This is a genomic window from Tenacibaculum mesophilum (genome assembly GCF_003867075.1).
In the GTDB taxonomy this organism is placed as follows: Bacteria; Bacteroidota; Bacteroidia; order Flavobacteriales; family Flavobacteriaceae; genus Polaribacter; species Polaribacter mesophilus.
Genome location: NZ_CP032544.1, coordinates 1823436 through 1839875 on the forward strand (window position 1 = coordinate 1823436; position 16440 = coordinate 1839875).

The 16440-nt window shown below is 30.3% G+C and carries 14 protein-coding genes; 10 read left to right on the plus strand and 4 right to left on the minus strand.

The window, feature by feature from the left end; all coding sequences use genetic code 11:
* Window positions 1–4: 4 nt before the first annotated feature.
* From D6200_RS08360 to D6200_RS08375, 4 genes are read right to left on the minus strand one after another with little or no spacing between them, the layout of a single operon-like run.
* Window positions 5–949 (minus strand): hypothetical protein, encoded by a 945-nt coding sequence (locus D6200_RS08360; RefSeq protein WP_073184337.1) that lies wholly within the window; start codon window positions 947–949, stop codon window positions 5–7.
* Window positions 934–3375: an AAA family ATPase gene (locus D6200_RS08365; RefSeq protein WP_073184335.1), complete on the minus strand. Its 2442-nt coding sequence runs from the start codon at window positions 3373–3375 to the stop codon at window positions 934–936. Before D6200_RS08365 ends, D6200_RS08360 begins: the two co-directional genes overlap by 16 nt.
* Window positions 3372–5159, minus strand: coding sequence for a type VI secretion system baseplate subunit TssF (locus tag D6200_RS08370; protein ID WP_125064404.1), 1788 nt, complete (start codon window positions 5157–5159; stop codon window positions 3372–3374). The genes D6200_RS08365 and D6200_RS08370 overlap by 4 nt, the downstream gene beginning before the upstream one ends.
* A 17-nt stretch (window positions 5160–5176) precedes the next feature.
* A complete protein-coding gene (locus tag D6200_RS08375; RefSeq protein ID WP_047790408.1) occupies window positions 5177–5611 on the minus strand; it encodes a GPW/gp25 family protein in 435 nt (144 codons plus the stop codon).
* An 80-nt stretch (window positions 5612–5691) separates the two neighbouring features.
* On the opposite strand from D6200_RS08375, the gene D6200_RS08380 reads away from it, so the two are divergent.
* The 10 genes from D6200_RS08380 to rodA all read left to right on the plus strand — a co-directional run bounded on the left by D6200_RS08380 (window position 5692) and on the right by rodA (window position 15699).
* Window positions 5692–6147 carry a hypothetical protein gene (locus D6200_RS08380; RefSeq protein WP_047790407.1) on the plus strand — a complete coding sequence of 152 codons (456 nt, stop codon included), beginning with the start codon at window positions 5692–5694 and terminating at the stop codon, window positions 6145–6147.
* 23 nt (window positions 6148–6170) lie between these two features.
* Entirely contained in the window at window positions 6171–7535 is a 1365-nt protein-coding gene (locus D6200_RS08385; protein ID WP_047790406.1) for a DUF5458 family protein, read from the plus strand.
* A 245-nt stretch (window positions 7536–7780) separates the two neighbouring features.
* Window positions 7781–8233, plus strand: coding sequence for a GAF domain-containing protein (locus tag D6200_RS08390; RefSeq protein WP_073184331.1), 453 nt, complete (start codon window positions 7781–7783; stop codon window positions 8231–8233).
* 82 nt (window positions 8234–8315) lie between these two features.
* Entirely contained in the window at window positions 8316–8441 is a 126-nt protein-coding gene (locus tag D6200_RS15510) for a hypothetical protein (RefSeq protein WP_255724779.1), read from the plus strand.
* Between the two features lie 136 nt (window positions 8442–8577).
* The gene (gene purH / locus D6200_RS08395; RefSeq protein WP_073184329.1) at window positions 8578–10104 is read left to right on the plus strand and encodes a bifunctional phosphoribosylaminoimidazolecarboxamide formyltransferase/IMP cyclohydrolase; all 1527 of its coding nucleotides are present in this window, start codon (window positions 8578–8580) and stop codon (window positions 10102–10104) included.
* A gap of 82 nt (window positions 10105–10186) precedes the next feature.
* Complete coding sequence (locus D6200_RS08400) at window positions 10187–11215, plus strand: rod shape-determining protein (protein WP_073184327.1); 1029 nt, start codon at window positions 10187–10189, stop codon at window positions 11213–11215.
* Between the two features lie 16 nt (window positions 11216–11231).
* A complete protein-coding gene (gene mreC / locus D6200_RS08405; protein WP_073184325.1) occupies window positions 11232–12059 on the plus strand; it encodes a rod shape-determining protein MreC in 828 nt (275 codons plus the stop codon).
* A complete protein-coding gene (gene mreD / locus D6200_RS08410) occupies window positions 12052–12558 on the plus strand; it encodes a rod shape-determining protein MreD (protein ID WP_047790401.1) in 507 nt (168 codons plus the stop codon). The genes mreC and mreD overlap by 8 nt, the downstream gene beginning before the upstream one ends.
* Window positions 12555–14441: a penicillin-binding protein 2 gene (mrdA, locus tag D6200_RS08415; RefSeq protein WP_073184324.1), complete on the plus strand. Its 1887-nt coding sequence runs from the start codon at window positions 12555–12557 to the stop codon at window positions 14439–14441. Before mreD ends, mrdA begins: the two co-directional genes overlap by 4 nt.
* Window positions 14422–15699 carry a rod shape-determining protein RodA gene (gene rodA, locus D6200_RS08420; RefSeq protein WP_047790399.1) on the plus strand — a complete coding sequence of 426 codons (1278 nt, stop codon included), beginning with the start codon at window positions 14422–14424 and terminating at the stop codon, window positions 15697–15699. The genes mrdA and rodA overlap by 20 nt, the downstream gene beginning before the upstream one ends.
* Window positions 15700–16440 lie beyond the last annotated feature (741 nt).

The following is a 16440-nucleotide window of genomic DNA, read 5'->3' on the forward strand; positions in this document are numbered from 1 at the left end:
TTTCTTATTTAGTTAAATATGAATCATACCCTAAAAATCTTTCTGACAAAACAAAAGATTGATCAGAGTTTGTTTTATAAGTGATATGAATTTTTCTTGAGGAAATTAAAAAGAAGTTTAACACTTCCTTTATTTGTAAAACACTTTTTTCTAAAACTTTAAAGTTTTCTACTTCTTTTTCTAATACCACAACTACTTTAACATCATCTATCTCACTATAAACCTCACCACTTAAACCCAGATCAACTCCTAAAACAGCATCTCCTAAACTTAAAAAAGGAGATTCTTTTATAGCACAAGGTATATAACTAAGCTCTACTTTTAAGCCTAAAACAATTTGTATTAGTTTTTCTAACTCGACTAAATTCTCTTTAAAAAACTCAGACTTACATAAATTAAGAAATAGTTTATACAATGACTCATCTGATATTTCTATATCAAAACCTATAATTTGTTTAAAAATATTTAATAGGTTTTGTTTTGATTTTTTGTCTGAAAAAAAGTTTAAGCTTCTATTATTAATCCTAACTCTTTCTTTAAATATTTCTGTATCAAATAGTGTAAAAAAATTAATATCTCCTTTTTCTTTTTCCCTATTTCTACGAATTGTATCAACTACTTCTTTCTTATTATCTGAATTAACCCCTAAGGAAAGAGGGTAAAATAATATTTCTGGTAACTGATGATATATACTATTTCTACTTAAATTTACTACTAAGTTCTCTTCAAACCCTGTGTCTTTAGCAATAAAATTTGAATTAATAGACAAAACATCTTTAGATTGAGCTCTAGTATTCATACCGTGATTTTTCACAATTAATACTTCTGAGACATCTTTTTTTAATAAAAACTCTAATTCTTCAATAAAAACCTCACCTATAAAATTAGATGTCATATTACGAACAAGCTCGTCTATAACGGTATCATTTTCATTTACACTAGCTCCCATACAAGATTATTGTTTTTATAATCTAATAGTACATGATCTCCTTTATTTACCTGTTCAGAAACTATCATTTTAGATATTATCTTTTTCACGTATGTTCTTACAACTCCTGCAATGGGTCTAGCTCCATACTTTTGAGAAAATCCTTTTTTTGACAAGAACTCTAAAGCTTCATCAGAAATATCTAACACTATTTGTTTTTGTTGTTCTAATTGCTTTCTTAGTTTATTAAAGTGTATTACTAAAATATCTTGTGCTACTTTTTGATTTATTGGCGCAAATGGAACTACTTCTGTTAACCTCCCTAAAAATTCTGGTCTAAAGTGTTGTGCCATTACCTCTATTAACTCATTTGAGGTCGGAATTTTTCCTCCTGTTATTTGCTCAGCAATCCATTGACTACCTATGTTAGATGTAAAAATGACAATCGCATTAGAGAAATCTCCTTCTCTTCCTAATTTATCATGAATTACTCCTTCATCCATTAATTGTAGAAAAACATCATACACAGAACTGTGAGCTTTTTCAATTTCATCAAATAAAACTACTGAATATGGACGCTGTCTAATTTTTGTTACTAACATCCCTCCTTCTTCATATCCTACATAACCCGGAGGAGCTCCATAAAGTAGTGCTGCTGAATGTTCCTCTTTAAATTCAGACATATCAAAACGAATCATTGCTGTTTCATCATCAAATAGTAACTCTGCTAATGATTTAGTTAATTCAGTTTTTCCTGTTCCAGTAGGCCCTAAAAAGAAGAAAGAACCAATTGGTTGTTTAGGGTTACTAAGTCCACTTCGCGATTCAATAATAGCATCAGAGAGTGTTTGAATAGCGTTTGACTGCCCTTTAACTCTTTCTTGTAACTTTTTATCTATATTTAAAAGACGTTCTTTTTCTTCTGTTTGAATTTTTCCTAAAGGAATACCTGTAATTTCAGAAACAACAGCTTCAATATCTATTTCACTTACAGTATCGATTGGAGTCTTAGCTAGCTCTTTTAGCATAGATAAGAATTCATCTACCTTAGATATTTCTTCTTGTAAATCTGGATTATCAGATACTAAATTAAATGACTTGGTTACTTTTGAGGTTTGAATTACACTAACTTTTCTGTAAATGGTATTATAGATTAATTGTAAATCTGAAAATTCAAACTTTTCCGAGTCCTTAACTTCATTAAACTCTTTTTCTATTTTTCTAACCTCTGTTAATACCGTAGCGTTGCTCATCTTTACAGCTGCCACAGTTTTATCTATTAAATCTATTGCACCATAAGGTAACTTCTTTTCCTTAAAATACCTTTTTGAAAGATGTATAGATTCCTCAATTGCTCTATCTGAAATTTTAATATCAAAATGTAGTTCCAACCTTTTTTTATGTCTATGTAAACACTTTAACATCTCTAGGCTACCTAATTCCTCTAGCTTCAATATTTCTAACTTACCATCTATAGGGTGTCTTTCAAGATTTTTCCTGTATGAATCTGAATTAATTGTAAAAATCATATTAATACGCCCTTCACTTAATTGAGCGTTTAAAATATTAACAATAGCATTGGTTTTTCCTGATGCGTTTTCAAGCAATACATGAAGATCATCAATAACTAATATGGAAGGAGCATCAATAGACTCTAATTTCTCAAATAGTTCTGATATTTTCTTATTTACATCATTTTCAGAGCTTGCTCCTGCTAATAATTTTGGGACATTGAGTTTGAATACTAAGTGACTTTTCAAATACTCATCTGTACTATTACTCAATTCTCTTACAAAGTAGTTTACTGTTGCTGTTTTTCCTATGCCTGAATCTCCTACTAAAATAACTCCCTTGCTTTCTGATCTTTCAAAATTTTCTAAAATCAATCGAACTTCTTTTTCTCTACCTAAGATTAAGTTTCCTTTTTGTATTACCTCTTCTGTTTGAAGGTCTTCGATATAGGAACTTATTGCAGAAATATTTTCCTTAACATTTGATTCTAAAAAAGTAGGAGTATTAGCATTGTAATGATTTAAAATATCTTGTTCTGTTATACCTAATGTTTCTATTTGTTGTCCAGAATACACAACTCCCTCTCTTACAACTGCTGTAAAAATACATAAGGCATCAATATTTTCCGTTCCTAATTTAATTTTTGAACGTTCAGACTCTTCGAAAACCTTAGCAACTTCATGGTCTGGATTTACATCTCCAGAAGCTTTTAGCGGAGTTGACTTATACATTTCTTTCATTACCTCAAACCACTCAAGAATATAGTTAGCATCTTTACCCATGCTATCAATAATCTCTTCTAAACCAGTTGGTTCATTAATTAGCGATGTTATTAAATGACTAACACCATAGGTACTTTGATTTTCTCTGTAAGCAATACTTTTAGCTCTTTTTATGCTTGATAAAGCACTTGAACTGTAATCTTTTTCTATCATTTTTTTATAAAAAATACTTTATATGTTATATTTGATATTGATCTTTTTTCTAATTCTTTTTCAAGATAATAACTGAAAAGGTTTTGTTTTTCTTCAGAAATTAACTCTCTCTTAGTTTTTATGTATATATCTGTAGTTCTAATTAATCCTTTTTTCTTTTCTTTTGATATTGCAACACCATCTTTTATAGAAAGGCTCTCAACAAAATGCCCTATTTTATTGTTTATAAAACTTTTAACATCTTCTCTAGTTACAATTCTTTCTCTAGTAAGTAACCCATAGCGCAGTCCATTTATTTTGTCGTGCTCCTCTTTTCTTATATGCCCACCTATTGTATCTGTTTTGAGTTTTATTTTACTATCAATAAACTTACCTGTTCTATACTGATTAAAAGTATAACTAGTATTAATATTATTTGCGTGATTTGCATTAGTTAACCAATACTGAAATTCATAATTAAAGGCATCTTTATGTGGATAGGTTAACAAAAATGTTTTGTTATTATTTGCATTAACCTCACCAAATTCTAAATGAATTTTCTTATCAATCTCATCTAGTTTTTCATGCAAATCATCTAAATATGCTTGAATAATATCATACCCTATTGCAGAAAAAGCACTACCTTCTTCTCTTACAGTTTGAGAAGTTTTACTTAACATCATCTTAGCACTTCTTGTATCAAACCTTCCTATGTCTCCAAAGTAGAGAGAATAACCCCCTTCAAGACTTTCTGTAGAGTTTTCTATAACGTTACTATAACTATTTCCTTTATCATCACTTAAACTTTCTATATTTAAAAAGTAGTTTTCACCTTCACTCAGTACCGATAAGATCCTTCCATTTTTTCTAAAGTTATGTTGTTTATACTCTAACTTTCTGTTAACTACTGGAAAAGTATTTAAACTTACCTCTATTCCTTGTAGTTTCTCTCTAGAAAAAACTTCTGGTAACTTTACTTTAAACCATAAAAGCTTTTTATCTAAATCTTCAGGCTCAATAAAAAAATCAGTTTGCTCTCCAAATAATTCATTTATTGTTTTTTGTTGTCTACAAGACTCATTTAAATTTAAAGTATAAAAACAGTCTTCATAAAAAGAAATTACATCTTCAAAGTAGTGAACTTCTTTGTTGTTATTTATTAAAACTTCCTTATCTAGAAACATTTCATTCTCATCAACATCATACACCTTCATTGTTTTTAAAAAAGGTAAAAGCGAAGTATCTTTTAGTATAAAACAAAGAGATAGATTATTAGTTTCTTCCAATAAATCATCTAAAATTTCAACACCAAACCAAAGTTCGTAATCTTTAATTTTCTTTTCTTCAGATAAATAAAGAGCATCCTCCATGTTACCAAATCGGTTTTCACAAACCAACAACTTATCATCGTACCCTAAATATTTAACAGATGCATTTATTAGCTTTTTTGTAATAATTGGAGTAAAAAAAACATCTAACTTATCTTCTCCAAATCTTCTCTTTGAGCAATAAAAATGATCTGAAACATTTAATTGTGTCGTATCGTCTTCCGGCTGAGCTTTTAATAAAGCATGTGAAGGTGATGGTAAGGACCACTTGTTACTTACCAAAATTCTGGATAACCTATCTAATAATTCTTTATCTGAAACATCTATTTGTTGGTGTAATTTTGATATTTCATAAGCAAAAGTATGTAAAAGCAAGTCTAAAATAGGATCTACACTCCTTTTATCTTTAATGCCCCATAATTCCATCGAACGCAATAGCATTCGATTTTTAATTTTCATAAAATATTCGTCTCTCATTGCTATTTTTATTTTTTTTATTGTGATAAAGGACTAATGTAAAAAAGTGTAGCAAAATTAAATGGCGCATCGGTTTCTATAATTGTACCAAATACTTTAATTTCTGCTTTTCTTCTTACATGAACATCCGTAGTCTCAGCATCATCATCTATTTCAGATAACCTTACACTAACTCTAATATCCTTGAGTCTTGGCTCATACTCAACAAAGGCATAATATAAAGAATCTTTAACTTTTTCTTCCCATTTATTAATTTTAACCAATTGGTTAAATTCTAAATCCCAAATATCGGAACCATAATTCGGTCTTCCAAAAACCTCACCTTGTTTTGAAGTAGCAATTATCATGAGGTGTTGAGCTATGGATTCTTCAAGTGTACACCCCAATCTATTATTTTCTTTATTTCTTTTTGTTATACTGGAAAAGTCTAGGGGGATCTTCAAATAATTCATTTTTCCTTAATTTTTTTCTGTAAAAATAATTTTTTTTATCAAATATTTAATAGATTCGTAGCAGAATAAAAAAAATTATTATGGCAATGTACAATTACGGAATTGGAGGCAATGAAGTTAAAGTTGATGCTAATGAATCAATCGCAAACATTTCTTCCAACAAAACTTTATTAATCCAAAAACTTACCGACGAAGCTCCTGCAACCCCCGAAGCTATCTATGGTTTAGACACAATCGAAGCTGTATTCGAGAAGTTTTCACCTTCAGTGAATCTTGAACACACCGATGAAAATGGCGCCGACGTTAAAGAATCTTTAAATTTCAACAATTTAGGTGATTTTAATGTTGAGAACATTAAGGCTAATAGCTCTTTTTTAAATAAGCTAGATATAGAAAAAGACCAGTATCTAAGAATTTCAAGACAACTATCTTCTAACAGAGCGCTAATGAAAGCACTTAGTAACCCTGAAACAAAAGATACCTTTATCAAAATTTTAGAAGAGTCAATTAAAGAAATCGAGCAAGCCGAACAATAAAACCAAAAAAAACATAATTAGCTATGTCTACAAAAGTAAAAACGCAGCAATCGGAAGTAGTTAAACAACAATCCCCTAGTCAAGAAGTAGCTAACGCTATTGATGGCATAAAAGAGTACGGTGGTTTCTCTTTTATCGAAAACATCGTTGATGGTTACTCTAACTTGAACCCAAAAAGAAAAGCTAGAAAAAGTCTATTTTTAAACGACGAGCAGTGGAAAGGAGAAAGAAAAAACTTAAAAAACAGACTTTCTGTTTGGTTAGAAATTCTTAAAAGTAGTGACAGTATCGAATCAATGTGTGATACTGCAAAAGAAAAATCTACCAGCATAGAAAGTGTTTTAAATTACAATCTTAAGAAAACCTTAGAAAAAACAAAAGAACTAGAAACCTCTTATAGATCAGTAGCTTTATTCTACAAAAACACCGAAAAAGACAAAGTAAAAAACATCACCATCTTAAATGCCGATTTAAGTCAATTAAAAGATTTAGAAAATCCTCTTTTTATAGACTATGTATCAAATGAGTTTAAACAAAACTTTGATAGATTAGATTTAAAAGACAACTACTCTATATTAGTAGTTCCTGGTTATTTAGGATCTAACGTAGTCTTAGACAAATGGTCTAAAATAGCACATGACAACAAAGCTGTTTTATTAACAGACTTCCAAGATCTTGAAACACCTGACGACATTGTTGACATGTTCTCAAATGCAAATCACTCTGGTGGCGAAATTCACAAATCAAACACTTTAATGACTTGTAACTGGCTACTAGGAAGAAAAAAAGAAGATGCCGTGGGTGAAGAAGACAACCTATACGTTCCGCCATCTTCTGCTTTGGCTGGTAAAATATATCACACATTAATGTCTCAAGTAGTAGCAGGTAAAAAATTTGGAGGTATTAATGAGGTAGAAAGTGTACGATTCGATCTTAAAAAGAGTGAAATTTCAGAAATTGAAAAAATGGGACTTGTTCCTATGGTTAACGAATATAGTAAAGTAATGGCTTTTTCAGCCAAGACTTTATTTAACGGAGACAACTTAGGTTTACAAACTTACTCTGTTGTAAGAGTATTCGATCACATAACAAAGGTTTTATTTGACTTTTTAAATAGAAGAGCTTTTGAAAACTGGAGCTCTAGAACTGAGGCTGATTTACGTCGCCAAATAGTTAAATTCTTAGACGATATTCAAGGACCTACTAAGCTAATTGAGCGTTTTAAGGTTATAAAAATAGAACAAGATCAAAATCAAAAAGACCGTGTTTTATTAGATATTCATATCACTCCTTATTTTCCTGCTAAAAGCTTTGTTATCCAACTAGATGGACACAAAGGAGATGGTCCTGAAGATGCTGTTTGGCATAGTGAATACGTTCAACAGTAATTTTATACTACAGAGAAAAATAAAAAAGCAAAGGTTTTTAACCTTTGCTTTTTTTATTGAAAATATTTTAGCTATCACATAACTTTAAACTCATTCTTTTTGAAATTGTATCGTCTTTCACAAAAAAAACACTTAAAACCTCTTGTCTAAGCTATAAAAAATAAAATTCAGTTTTTTATCACAATCCTTACAACTATTTTTGTAAGCTTTAAGCACTCTTTACGAATAAGATAAAAAATATTTTCATGAACATACAAGAACTAAAAAACAATATAGACTTAATAGTTGGTAATAATTCTTCTAAAGAAGAAAAACTACAACAAATCTGCGATTATTTAGCTTCAGAAATCTCTTACTATGACTGGGTTGGTTTTTACTTTAAAAATGGTGATAAAAACGAGTTAAAACTAGCTCAATTTAACGGTGAACCTACAGAACACACAATCATCCCTTTTGGAAAAGGTATTTGTGGACAAGTAGCAGTTAGCAATAAAAACTTTGTTGTACAAGATGTTAGTGAACAAGACAATTATATTTCATGTGGTTGGAAAGTAAAATCTGAAATTGTAATTCCCATCTTTGTAAACGGCGAAAACATCGGTCAAATAGATATTGACTCTCATACTGTTAACCCTTTTACTAAAAACGACGAAGATTTATTGGAATATATTTGCAAAAAAATAGCTAATTTTGTATAATTATTTTATAATCACTTGATTATTAAGTTTTTTTTTACTTTATTTGATGTGATTTTAAACAACCCCATTAATCCCCTTAAATATGAGCAATAGAGAACATCCTTCTTATGCAGCATTAGGCAGTGCTAATGCTCGTTCAAAATCTCAACAATCTTTAATAGAAAAATTCACAATCTGGTTTCGAAACTTCTTAGAAACAGCAGAGTAATTTATATTTATAGTTTTGTTGTATTAAAACACCACCAAAGAATATTTTTGGTGGTGTTTTCAATCTTAAAAGCTAAAAAAATATTGTGTGTCGACTACTCTTTTACTAGCTTTGCAAGCTTAACAACACAACAATAATGAACAATATAAAAACTATTAAATCAGCGTTAATTTCTGTTTTTCACAAAGACGGATTAGAGCCTATTGTTAAAAAACTTAATAATCTAGGTGTTACTATATACTCTACGGGAGGTACTGAAAAATTCATCAAAGACTTAGGTGTTAATGTAGTACCTGTAGAAGATGTTACTTCGTATCCTTCTATCTTAGGAGGAAGAGTAAAAACGTTACACCCTAAAGTTTTTGGCGGCATCTTAAACAGACAAGATCACGAAGGCGATATTACTGAGATGGAAGAATATAACATTCCTCAGTTAGATTTAGTAATTGTAGATTTATACCCTTTTGAAAAAACAGTTGCTTCTGGAGCTTCAGAGCAAGATATTATTGAAAAAATTGATATCGGTGGGATTTCGTTAATCCGTGCAGCTGCAAAAAACTTTAAAGACACTGTTATTATTTCTTCAATGGAACAATATGAAGATTTCTTAACTATTATTTCAGAAAGCAACGGAGAAACTTCGTTAAACGATAGAAAAAAGTTTGCTGCTAAGGCTTTTAATATCTCCTCTCATTATGACACTGCCATTTTCAATTATTTCAATGAAGATGAAGTTGTATATAAAGCTAGTGAAACTACATCTAAAGTATTACGTTATGGAGAAAACCCTCATCAAAAAGGTTTTTTCTTTGGCGATTTAGATGCTATGTTTGATAAGCTACATGGAAAAGAATTAAGCTATAATAACTTATTAGATGTTGATGCTGCTGTTAATTTAATAGAAGAGTTTAAAGGTGAAGATCCAACATTTGCTATTTTAAAACATAACAATGCATGTGGTTTTGCTCAACGTAAAACAATTCATCAAGCTTATATAGACGCTTTAGCTGGTGACCCTGTTTCTGCGTTTGGAGGGATTTTAATTTCTAACACGAAAATTGATAAAGCCACTGCCGAAGAAATTCACAAATTATTCTGTGAAGTAGTTATTGCTCCTGCTTATGATGCTGATGCTTTAGAAATTTTAAAAGGTAAAAAGAATCGAGTAATATTGATTCAAAAAGAAATTGAATTACCTAAACAAACAGTTAGAACTGCTTTAAACGGAGTATTAGTTCAAGATAAAGATTATATTACAGACAAATTAGATGATTTAACTTACCCTACTAACAATAAACCATCAGAAAATGAGTTAGAGGATTTGTTATTTGCATCTAAACTATGTAAAAACACTAAGTCTAATACTATTATTTTAGTAAAGGACAAGCAATTATTAGCTGGGGGAACAGGTCAAACAAGTAGAGTTGATGCTTTAAGACAAGCTATTGAAAAAGCTAATAGTTTTAACTTTGACTTAAACGGAGCTGTTATGGCTAGTGATGCTTTTTTCCCTTTTCCTGACTGTGTAGAAATAGCAGATAAAGCAGGTATAAAAAGTGTAATTCAACCAGGGGGATCTATTAAAGACCAATTAAGTATTGATTATTGTAATGATAATAATGTAGCAATGGTTTTTACTGGAACTAGACATTTTAAACATTAATTATATTGAGTGTAAAATACCCACAGATTTTTATTAGATTTGTGAGAATACATTAAAATTAAATATAAATAACGAAATCTTTATGGGTTTTTTCGATTTCATGACAGAAGATATTGCAGTAGATTTAGGTACTGCAAATACACTTATAATCCACAATGGTAAGGTAGTTATTGACAACCCCTCTATTGTTGCTAGAAATAGGCTCACTGGTAAAATTATCGCTACAGGTCACGAAGCCAGTAGAATGCAAGGAAAAATCCATGAAAACATCAAAACTATACGCCCCTTAAAAGACGGTGTAATTGCTGATTTTCAAGCTTCTGAAGAAATGATCAAGGAATTTGTAAAACAAATTCCTGCTATAAAAAAGAGATTATTTCCACCATCATTACGAATGGTAATTTGTATTCCTTCTGGAATTACTGAAGTTGAAAAACGAGCAGTTATTGATTCTGGTCGTCACATGAATGCTAAGGAAATCTATTTGATTTACGAACCAATGGCAGCAGCTATTGGTGTTGGTGTTGATATAATGGAGCCTAAAGGAAACATGATTATTGATATAGGTGGTGGTACAACTGAAATTGCTGTTATAGCACTAGCTGGTATTGTCTGTGATCAATCAGTAAAAGTTGCTGGAGATTTATTTACCAGCGATATTATGTATTACATGCGTACGCAACACAATTTATATGTTGGGGAAACTACTGCCGAAAAAATAAAACTACAAATAGGTTCAGCTACAGAAGATTTAGACACACCTCCTGAAGACATGATGGTTCAAGGACGTGATTTATTAAGTGGAAAGCCTAAACAAATACAAGTTTCTTATCGTGAAATTGCAAAAGCTCTAGATAAATCAATTTTACGTATTGAAGATGCCGTAATGGAAACACTATCTAAAACACCTCCTGAATTAGCTGCTGATATTTACAATACAGGTATTTATTTAGCTGGGGGTGGATCAATGCTTAGAGGTTTAGATAAGCGTTTATCTAGAAAAACAGATTTACCAGTATATGTTGCTGAAGACCCGTTACGTGCTGTAGTTCGAGGAACAGGTATTGCACTTAAAAATTTAGAAAAATACAAAACTGTATTAATCAAATAAATTTGAATGATTATTTATGCAACAGCTTATTTATTTCTTACAGAAGTATAAGTATTTCTTATTTTTTCTATTCCTAGAAGTTATAGCTGTTGCATTAATCATTAACAACCATTCTTTTCATAAAAGTAAATTTATTAGCTCTACTAATTTCATTACAGGTGGGCTATATCAAAAATCATCTAACATATCGGAGTATCTTAACTTAAAAGAAACAAACTCTGTACTTGTTGAAGAAAACTTAGCGTTAAAAAATAAATTAGAAAAAATTAACACTTATCTTGATAGTGTTTCTGCTAATCAGATAATAGATACAATAAATCTCTATCAAAATTTCAACTACATTTCTGGAAAAATAATTAAGAACTCTTTTCACAAAGCTGACAACTTTTTAACAATTAACAGAGGTAAAAATTATAATGTTTTTCAAGAAATGGGAGTAATAAATAGCAAAGGGGTTATTGGTATTACTGACAATGTTTCTAATAAATTTGCTAGAGTACAATCTATTTTAAATTCAAAAAGCAATATCAACGCTAAGTTTAAAAATAACAATCATTACGGTACATTAACATGGGACGGTAAGGATTACAATATTGTACAACTAACCGACATTCCACGTCAGGCAGCTTTTAAAAAAGGTGATACTGTAGTTACTGGAGGAAGATCTACCATTTTTCCAAACGGGATACCTATTGGAACAGTCGTAAAAGTACCTGAAGAATTATCTGCGGTTAATAGTATAAACATTAAACTCTTTAACGATATGTCTAACTTAAGTCATGTTTATATAATAACCAACCTAAATAAAAAAGAAATAAAAACTGTAGAAAATAACAATGAATAAAACAGTATACTTAATATTTTTATTCGTTTTCCTCTTGTTACTACAAGTGTTGATTCTAAATAATATTTTATTTTTAGGCTATGTAAACCCTTACATTTATATTGTTTTTATTTTTTTATTCCCTATTAAAGAAAACAGGTTTTCTCTTTTATTAGTAGCTTTTTTATTAGGTTTATGTGTAGATGCTTTTTCTAACTCTGGCGGAATTCATGCTTTTTCTACTGTATTTATGGCTTATATCCGTCTATTTGTTTTTAAGGCTGTTTTCAAAAAAACATCATCAGATTATCTGCTCTTTAACCTAAGACATGAATCTTTTGATAAAGTATTTAATTATACAGCAATTTTAACATTAGTTCACCACTTCATTTTATTTAGTTTAACTAACTTTAGCTTTTATAACATTTCAAATGTGCTTATCAATACACTTTTTTCTAGTGTTTTTACGTTACTGTTGTATTTTTTAGGAAGTTTTATATTTAGGAAAAAACTCACATGAAAAGAAGTTTCTTACTTATATTTTTAATTACTCTTATTGGAATTGTTTATATCTGTCGACTATTTCAATTACAAGTAGTACACGGAGGTGAACAAAGCCTAACCAATAGTGCTACCATAAAAATTGAATACGATTATCCTGAACGTGGTTATATTTATGATCGTAATGGAAAATTGTTAGTCGCTAATCAATTATCTTACGATGTAATGATTACTCCCAAAGAAGTAGAACCTTTAGACACTTTAGAATTCTGCTCTCTTTTAAAAATCGACAAGGAAGATTTTATAAAACGTTTTAAAAAAGCTGAAAACTATGCGCGATGGCTTCCTTCGGTATTTCTAAAACAACTAGCCAAAGAAGACTATGCTTTTTTACAAGAGAAACTACCTAAGTATAAAGGATTCTATATACAAAAACGTATTATCCGAAACTATCCTATAAAATCTGCAGCCAATGTACTCGGATTTATTAGCGAGGTAAACGAATATGTAGCTAAGAATAGTGATTACTACGAACAAGGAGAATTAATTGGTAAGCTTGGTGTTGAAAAACAATATGAGAAAGAATTAAGAGGTATTAAAGGGAGAAAATACTTTAAAAGAAATAACCTAAATAAAATTACTGGTTCTTATAAAGATGGAAAATATGACACACTTGCTGTAGCTGGTAAAGATTTAACATTAACTATTGATAGTGAGTTACAACAATATGGAGAATTATTAATGTCTGGAAAAAGAGGAGGTATTGTTGCAATAGAACCTCAAACAGGCGAGATTTTAGCATTAGTAACCGCTCCTTCATATGACCCGAATTTATTAGTTGGAAGGCAACGCTCTCCTAACTCTGTAAAACTTTTTAACGACAGTATAAACATGCCAACTTTTGATAGAGGGCTGCAAGCAATGTATGCTCCTGGTTCGCCTTTCAAAATCCTAACCGGTTTAATTGGCTTACAAGAAGGTGTGATTGATGAAAACTCAGGCTTTTATTGTAATCACGGATATCGCTACGGTAAACGACCAAATGCTTTTATGGGATGCCACTGTAGAATTGTTGGACGACCTGTACGTCTAAAAACTGCTATTGCTAAATCTTGTAATACTTATTTTGCTAACACCTACAGGAAAATTATAGACAACTATGAAAACCCAACAATAGGAACTAATGCTTGGAGTGAACATGCAAAAAGCTTTGGGTTAGGTAACTATTTAGGTTACGATCTTCCTTCTGGTCAAAAAGGAAGAATACCAAATGGAAGATTTTACGACAGAAGTTACGATTTTAGATGGGGAGCTACTACAACAATTTCAAATGCCATTGGACAAGGTGAGGTAGAAACCACACCTATTCAGTTAGCAAACATGACTGCAGCTATTGCTAACAAGGGCTATTTTTACACCCCTCATATTGTTAAGAAAATTGAAGATAAACCTAATCTTGATTCAATATATACAACTCCTAGAAAAACAACAGTTTCCCCTGAACATTTCCCTATTGCTATTGAGGCAATGTATGAAACATTTACCAGAGGTACAGCTAGATATAGTCAAGTTAAGGGAATAGATATTTGTGGGAAAACAGGAACGGTTGAAAACTTTATTAGAGTAAATAAGAAAAAAGTTCAGTTAACAGATCACTCTATTTTTATAGCCTTTGCTCCAAAAGAAAACCCCAAAATAGCCATAGCTATTTTTGTAGAAAACGGAGGATATGGATCTACAATTGCGGCCCCTATTACCAGCTTACTAATTGAAAAATACTTAAACAAATCTATATCAAGAAAACATCTTGAAAACCGTATGATTAACCTAAGTCTTCAAGAAAGATATGACAATCAATTATTAATTCAAAAAAGCGATACTATTGCGACAGGAACGAAATAATATTTTTGCTGGAGTCGACTGGCTACTTGTTTTTCTCTATATACTATTAGTTGGTTTTGGATGGGTTAATATCTATGCTGCATCTTCTACAGAAGAATCGAGAGAAATTTTTGACTTTTCTACAAAATATGGCAAACAATTAATTTTTATAGGACTTAGTTTGCCAGTTATCATCTTCATCCTTTTTTTTAATTCAAAGTTTTACGAACAATTTTCCAGTGTTATGTACATTTTTTCTCTGGTTTTATTAGCTGGAGTACTTGTATTTGGTAAAAAAATTAATGGGGCTACTTCTTGGTATAATTTTGGAGGTATAGGATTGCAACCTTCTGAATTTGCAAAAGCTTTTACCGCACTAGCATTGGCTAAGCTAATGAGTGATCGTCAATACAATCTTAAACTAATAAAAAATCAGGCCAAAGCTTTTATAATTATCTTTTTACCAGCTTTTTTCATCGCATTACAACCCGACATGGGATCCGTACTAATATATTTCGCTTTCTTTTTTGTTTTAAACAGAGAAGGGCTTACGTTAGCATATATATTATTCGGAACAATTTCTATAATTCTATTCTTACTAACTATATATTTTGGAGCAAAGTGGGTTCTTATTTCATGTTTACTTGTAATAACACTTGTTGTTTTTTATGGAATCTATAGAAATAAGCGATTTTTTCGCTTCAATGTTATAAAAATAATTGGTTCTTACCTTTTTTCTATTTTTTTTATTTTGGGAATTAGTTATACTTATAATAATATATTAGGTCAACATCAAAAAGACAGGTTTGATATTTTATTAGGAAAAATACAAGACAACAAAGGTATTGGCTATAACTCTTATCAATCTGAAAAAACAATTAGTTCTGGTGGTTTTTCTGGAAAAGGCTTTTTGCAGGGAGATAGAACTCAAGGCAACTTTGTTCCTGAACAGCACACAGATTATATATATAGTACCGTTGGTGAAGAATGGGGCTTTTTAGGGAGTTCTCTTGTCATAGTTTTATTTATGTTTTTGCTCTATAGGATAATCTACTTATCAGAAACACAAACTAATAAATTTGCAAGAATATATGGCTATAGTGTAGCTTCTATTTTCTTTTTTCATATTATTGTTAATATTGGCATGGTAATAGGGCTACTACCTACTGTAGGAATACCACTACCCTTTTTTAGTTATGGAGGATCATCTTTATGGGGATTCACCTTACTTCTATTCATTTTCATTCGTTTAGATGCTCATAAAAAATATGATTGGTAAACAAATTAAAACCATCTTTTTAAACATTAAAAAGAGAAATTGTAGTCCTTTTTACTTACTTAAAGAATAAAAGTCAAATAATGGATCTCAAAAGTTGTTGTGGACTTGGATTTATAACATTATTTTTATTTCAAAACTGACTTTATTGGATTCATACAATTGATAGATTATAGGTTCTCTTATCTGAACCAACATTGATAACATAAAATAAACAAAAATGTACTTCTCCTTTATTTTGAGGAGAAGAATGATATTCCAAAATAACTTTCCTTTGAAAAACTTATTTCAAACGGTTCCAATAAAGAAGTCATAATTCAAACTTTCACTTTTCGTGTAAGCGTGTTTATTTACATATTAGGGACTAACGATAGATAGAAGAGATCATCTTAATAAATCGTGCATCAGAATTAGGATTTTGTAGTATAGGGAACTCATAGAAAAATAGAATTAGTTACTTTTTTAAAAGCACTTGTTTACCACATCAAGGATTACCACTCCATAGCAAATACGATAATTATTAATTATAATTTTATAAATAGGATTACCTAATGCTAGGACTAAATCTTTTAACACTAAAATAAAAGCGTTAAAAACATAATGTAGAGAGGTAAAAAAACAAAATTCTTCCTTTATAAATTAATAACAATCTTTGTATAAACACAATAATTGTGAGTGCTACTAAATGGCTCTTTGTATTTAATATAAAATAAAAACGCTTCGATAAAAATATCGAAGCGTTTA

Excerpts from the sequence above, each read along its gene's own strand:
- D6200_RS08360 (WP_073184337.1), bottom strand. The coding sequence starts at position 949 with ATGGGAGCTAGTGTAAATGAAAATGATACCGTTATAGACGAGCTTGTT.
- D6200_RS08365 (WP_073184335.1), bottom strand. The coding sequence starts at position 3,375 with ATGATAGAAAAAGATTACAGTTCAAGTGCTTTATCAAGCATAAAAAGA.
- D6200_RS08370 (WP_125064404.1), bottom strand. The coding sequence starts at position 5,159 with ATGAGAGACGAATATTTTATGAAAATTAAAAATCGAATGCTATTGCGT.
- D6200_RS08375 (WP_047790408.1), bottom strand. The coding sequence starts at position 5,611 with ATGAATTATTTGAAGATCCCCCTAGACTTTTCCAGTATAACAAAAAGA.
- D6200_RS08380 (WP_047790407.1), top strand. The coding sequence starts at position 5,692 with ATGGCAATGTACAATTACGGAATTGGAGGCAATGAAGTTAAAGTTGAT.
- D6200_RS08385 (WP_047790406.1), top strand. The coding sequence starts at position 6,171 with ATGTCTACAAAAGTAAAAACGCAGCAATCGGAAGTAGTTAAACAACAA.
- D6200_RS08390 (WP_073184331.1), top strand. The coding sequence starts at position 7,781 with ATGAACATACAAGAACTAAAAAACAATATAGACTTAATAGTTGGTAAT.
- D6200_RS15510 (WP_255724779.1), top strand. The coding sequence starts at position 8,316 with ATGAGCAATAGAGAACATCCTTCTTATGCAGCATTAGGCAGTGCTAAT.
- purH (WP_073184329.1), top strand. The coding sequence starts at position 8,578 with ATGAACAATATAAAAACTATTAAATCAGCGTTAATTTCTGTTTTTCAC.
- D6200_RS08400 (WP_073184327.1), top strand. The coding sequence starts at position 10,187 with ATGGGTTTTTTCGATTTCATGACAGAAGATATTGCAGTAGATTTAGGT.
- mreC (WP_073184325.1), top strand. The coding sequence starts at position 11,232 with ATGCAACAGCTTATTTATTTCTTACAGAAGTATAAGTATTTCTTATTT.
- mreD (WP_047790401.1), top strand. The coding sequence starts at position 12,052 with ATGAATAAAACAGTATACTTAATATTTTTATTCGTTTTCCTCTTGTTA.
- mrdA (WP_073184324.1), top strand. The coding sequence starts at position 12,555 with ATGAAAAGAAGTTTCTTACTTATATTTTTAATTACTCTTATTGGAATT.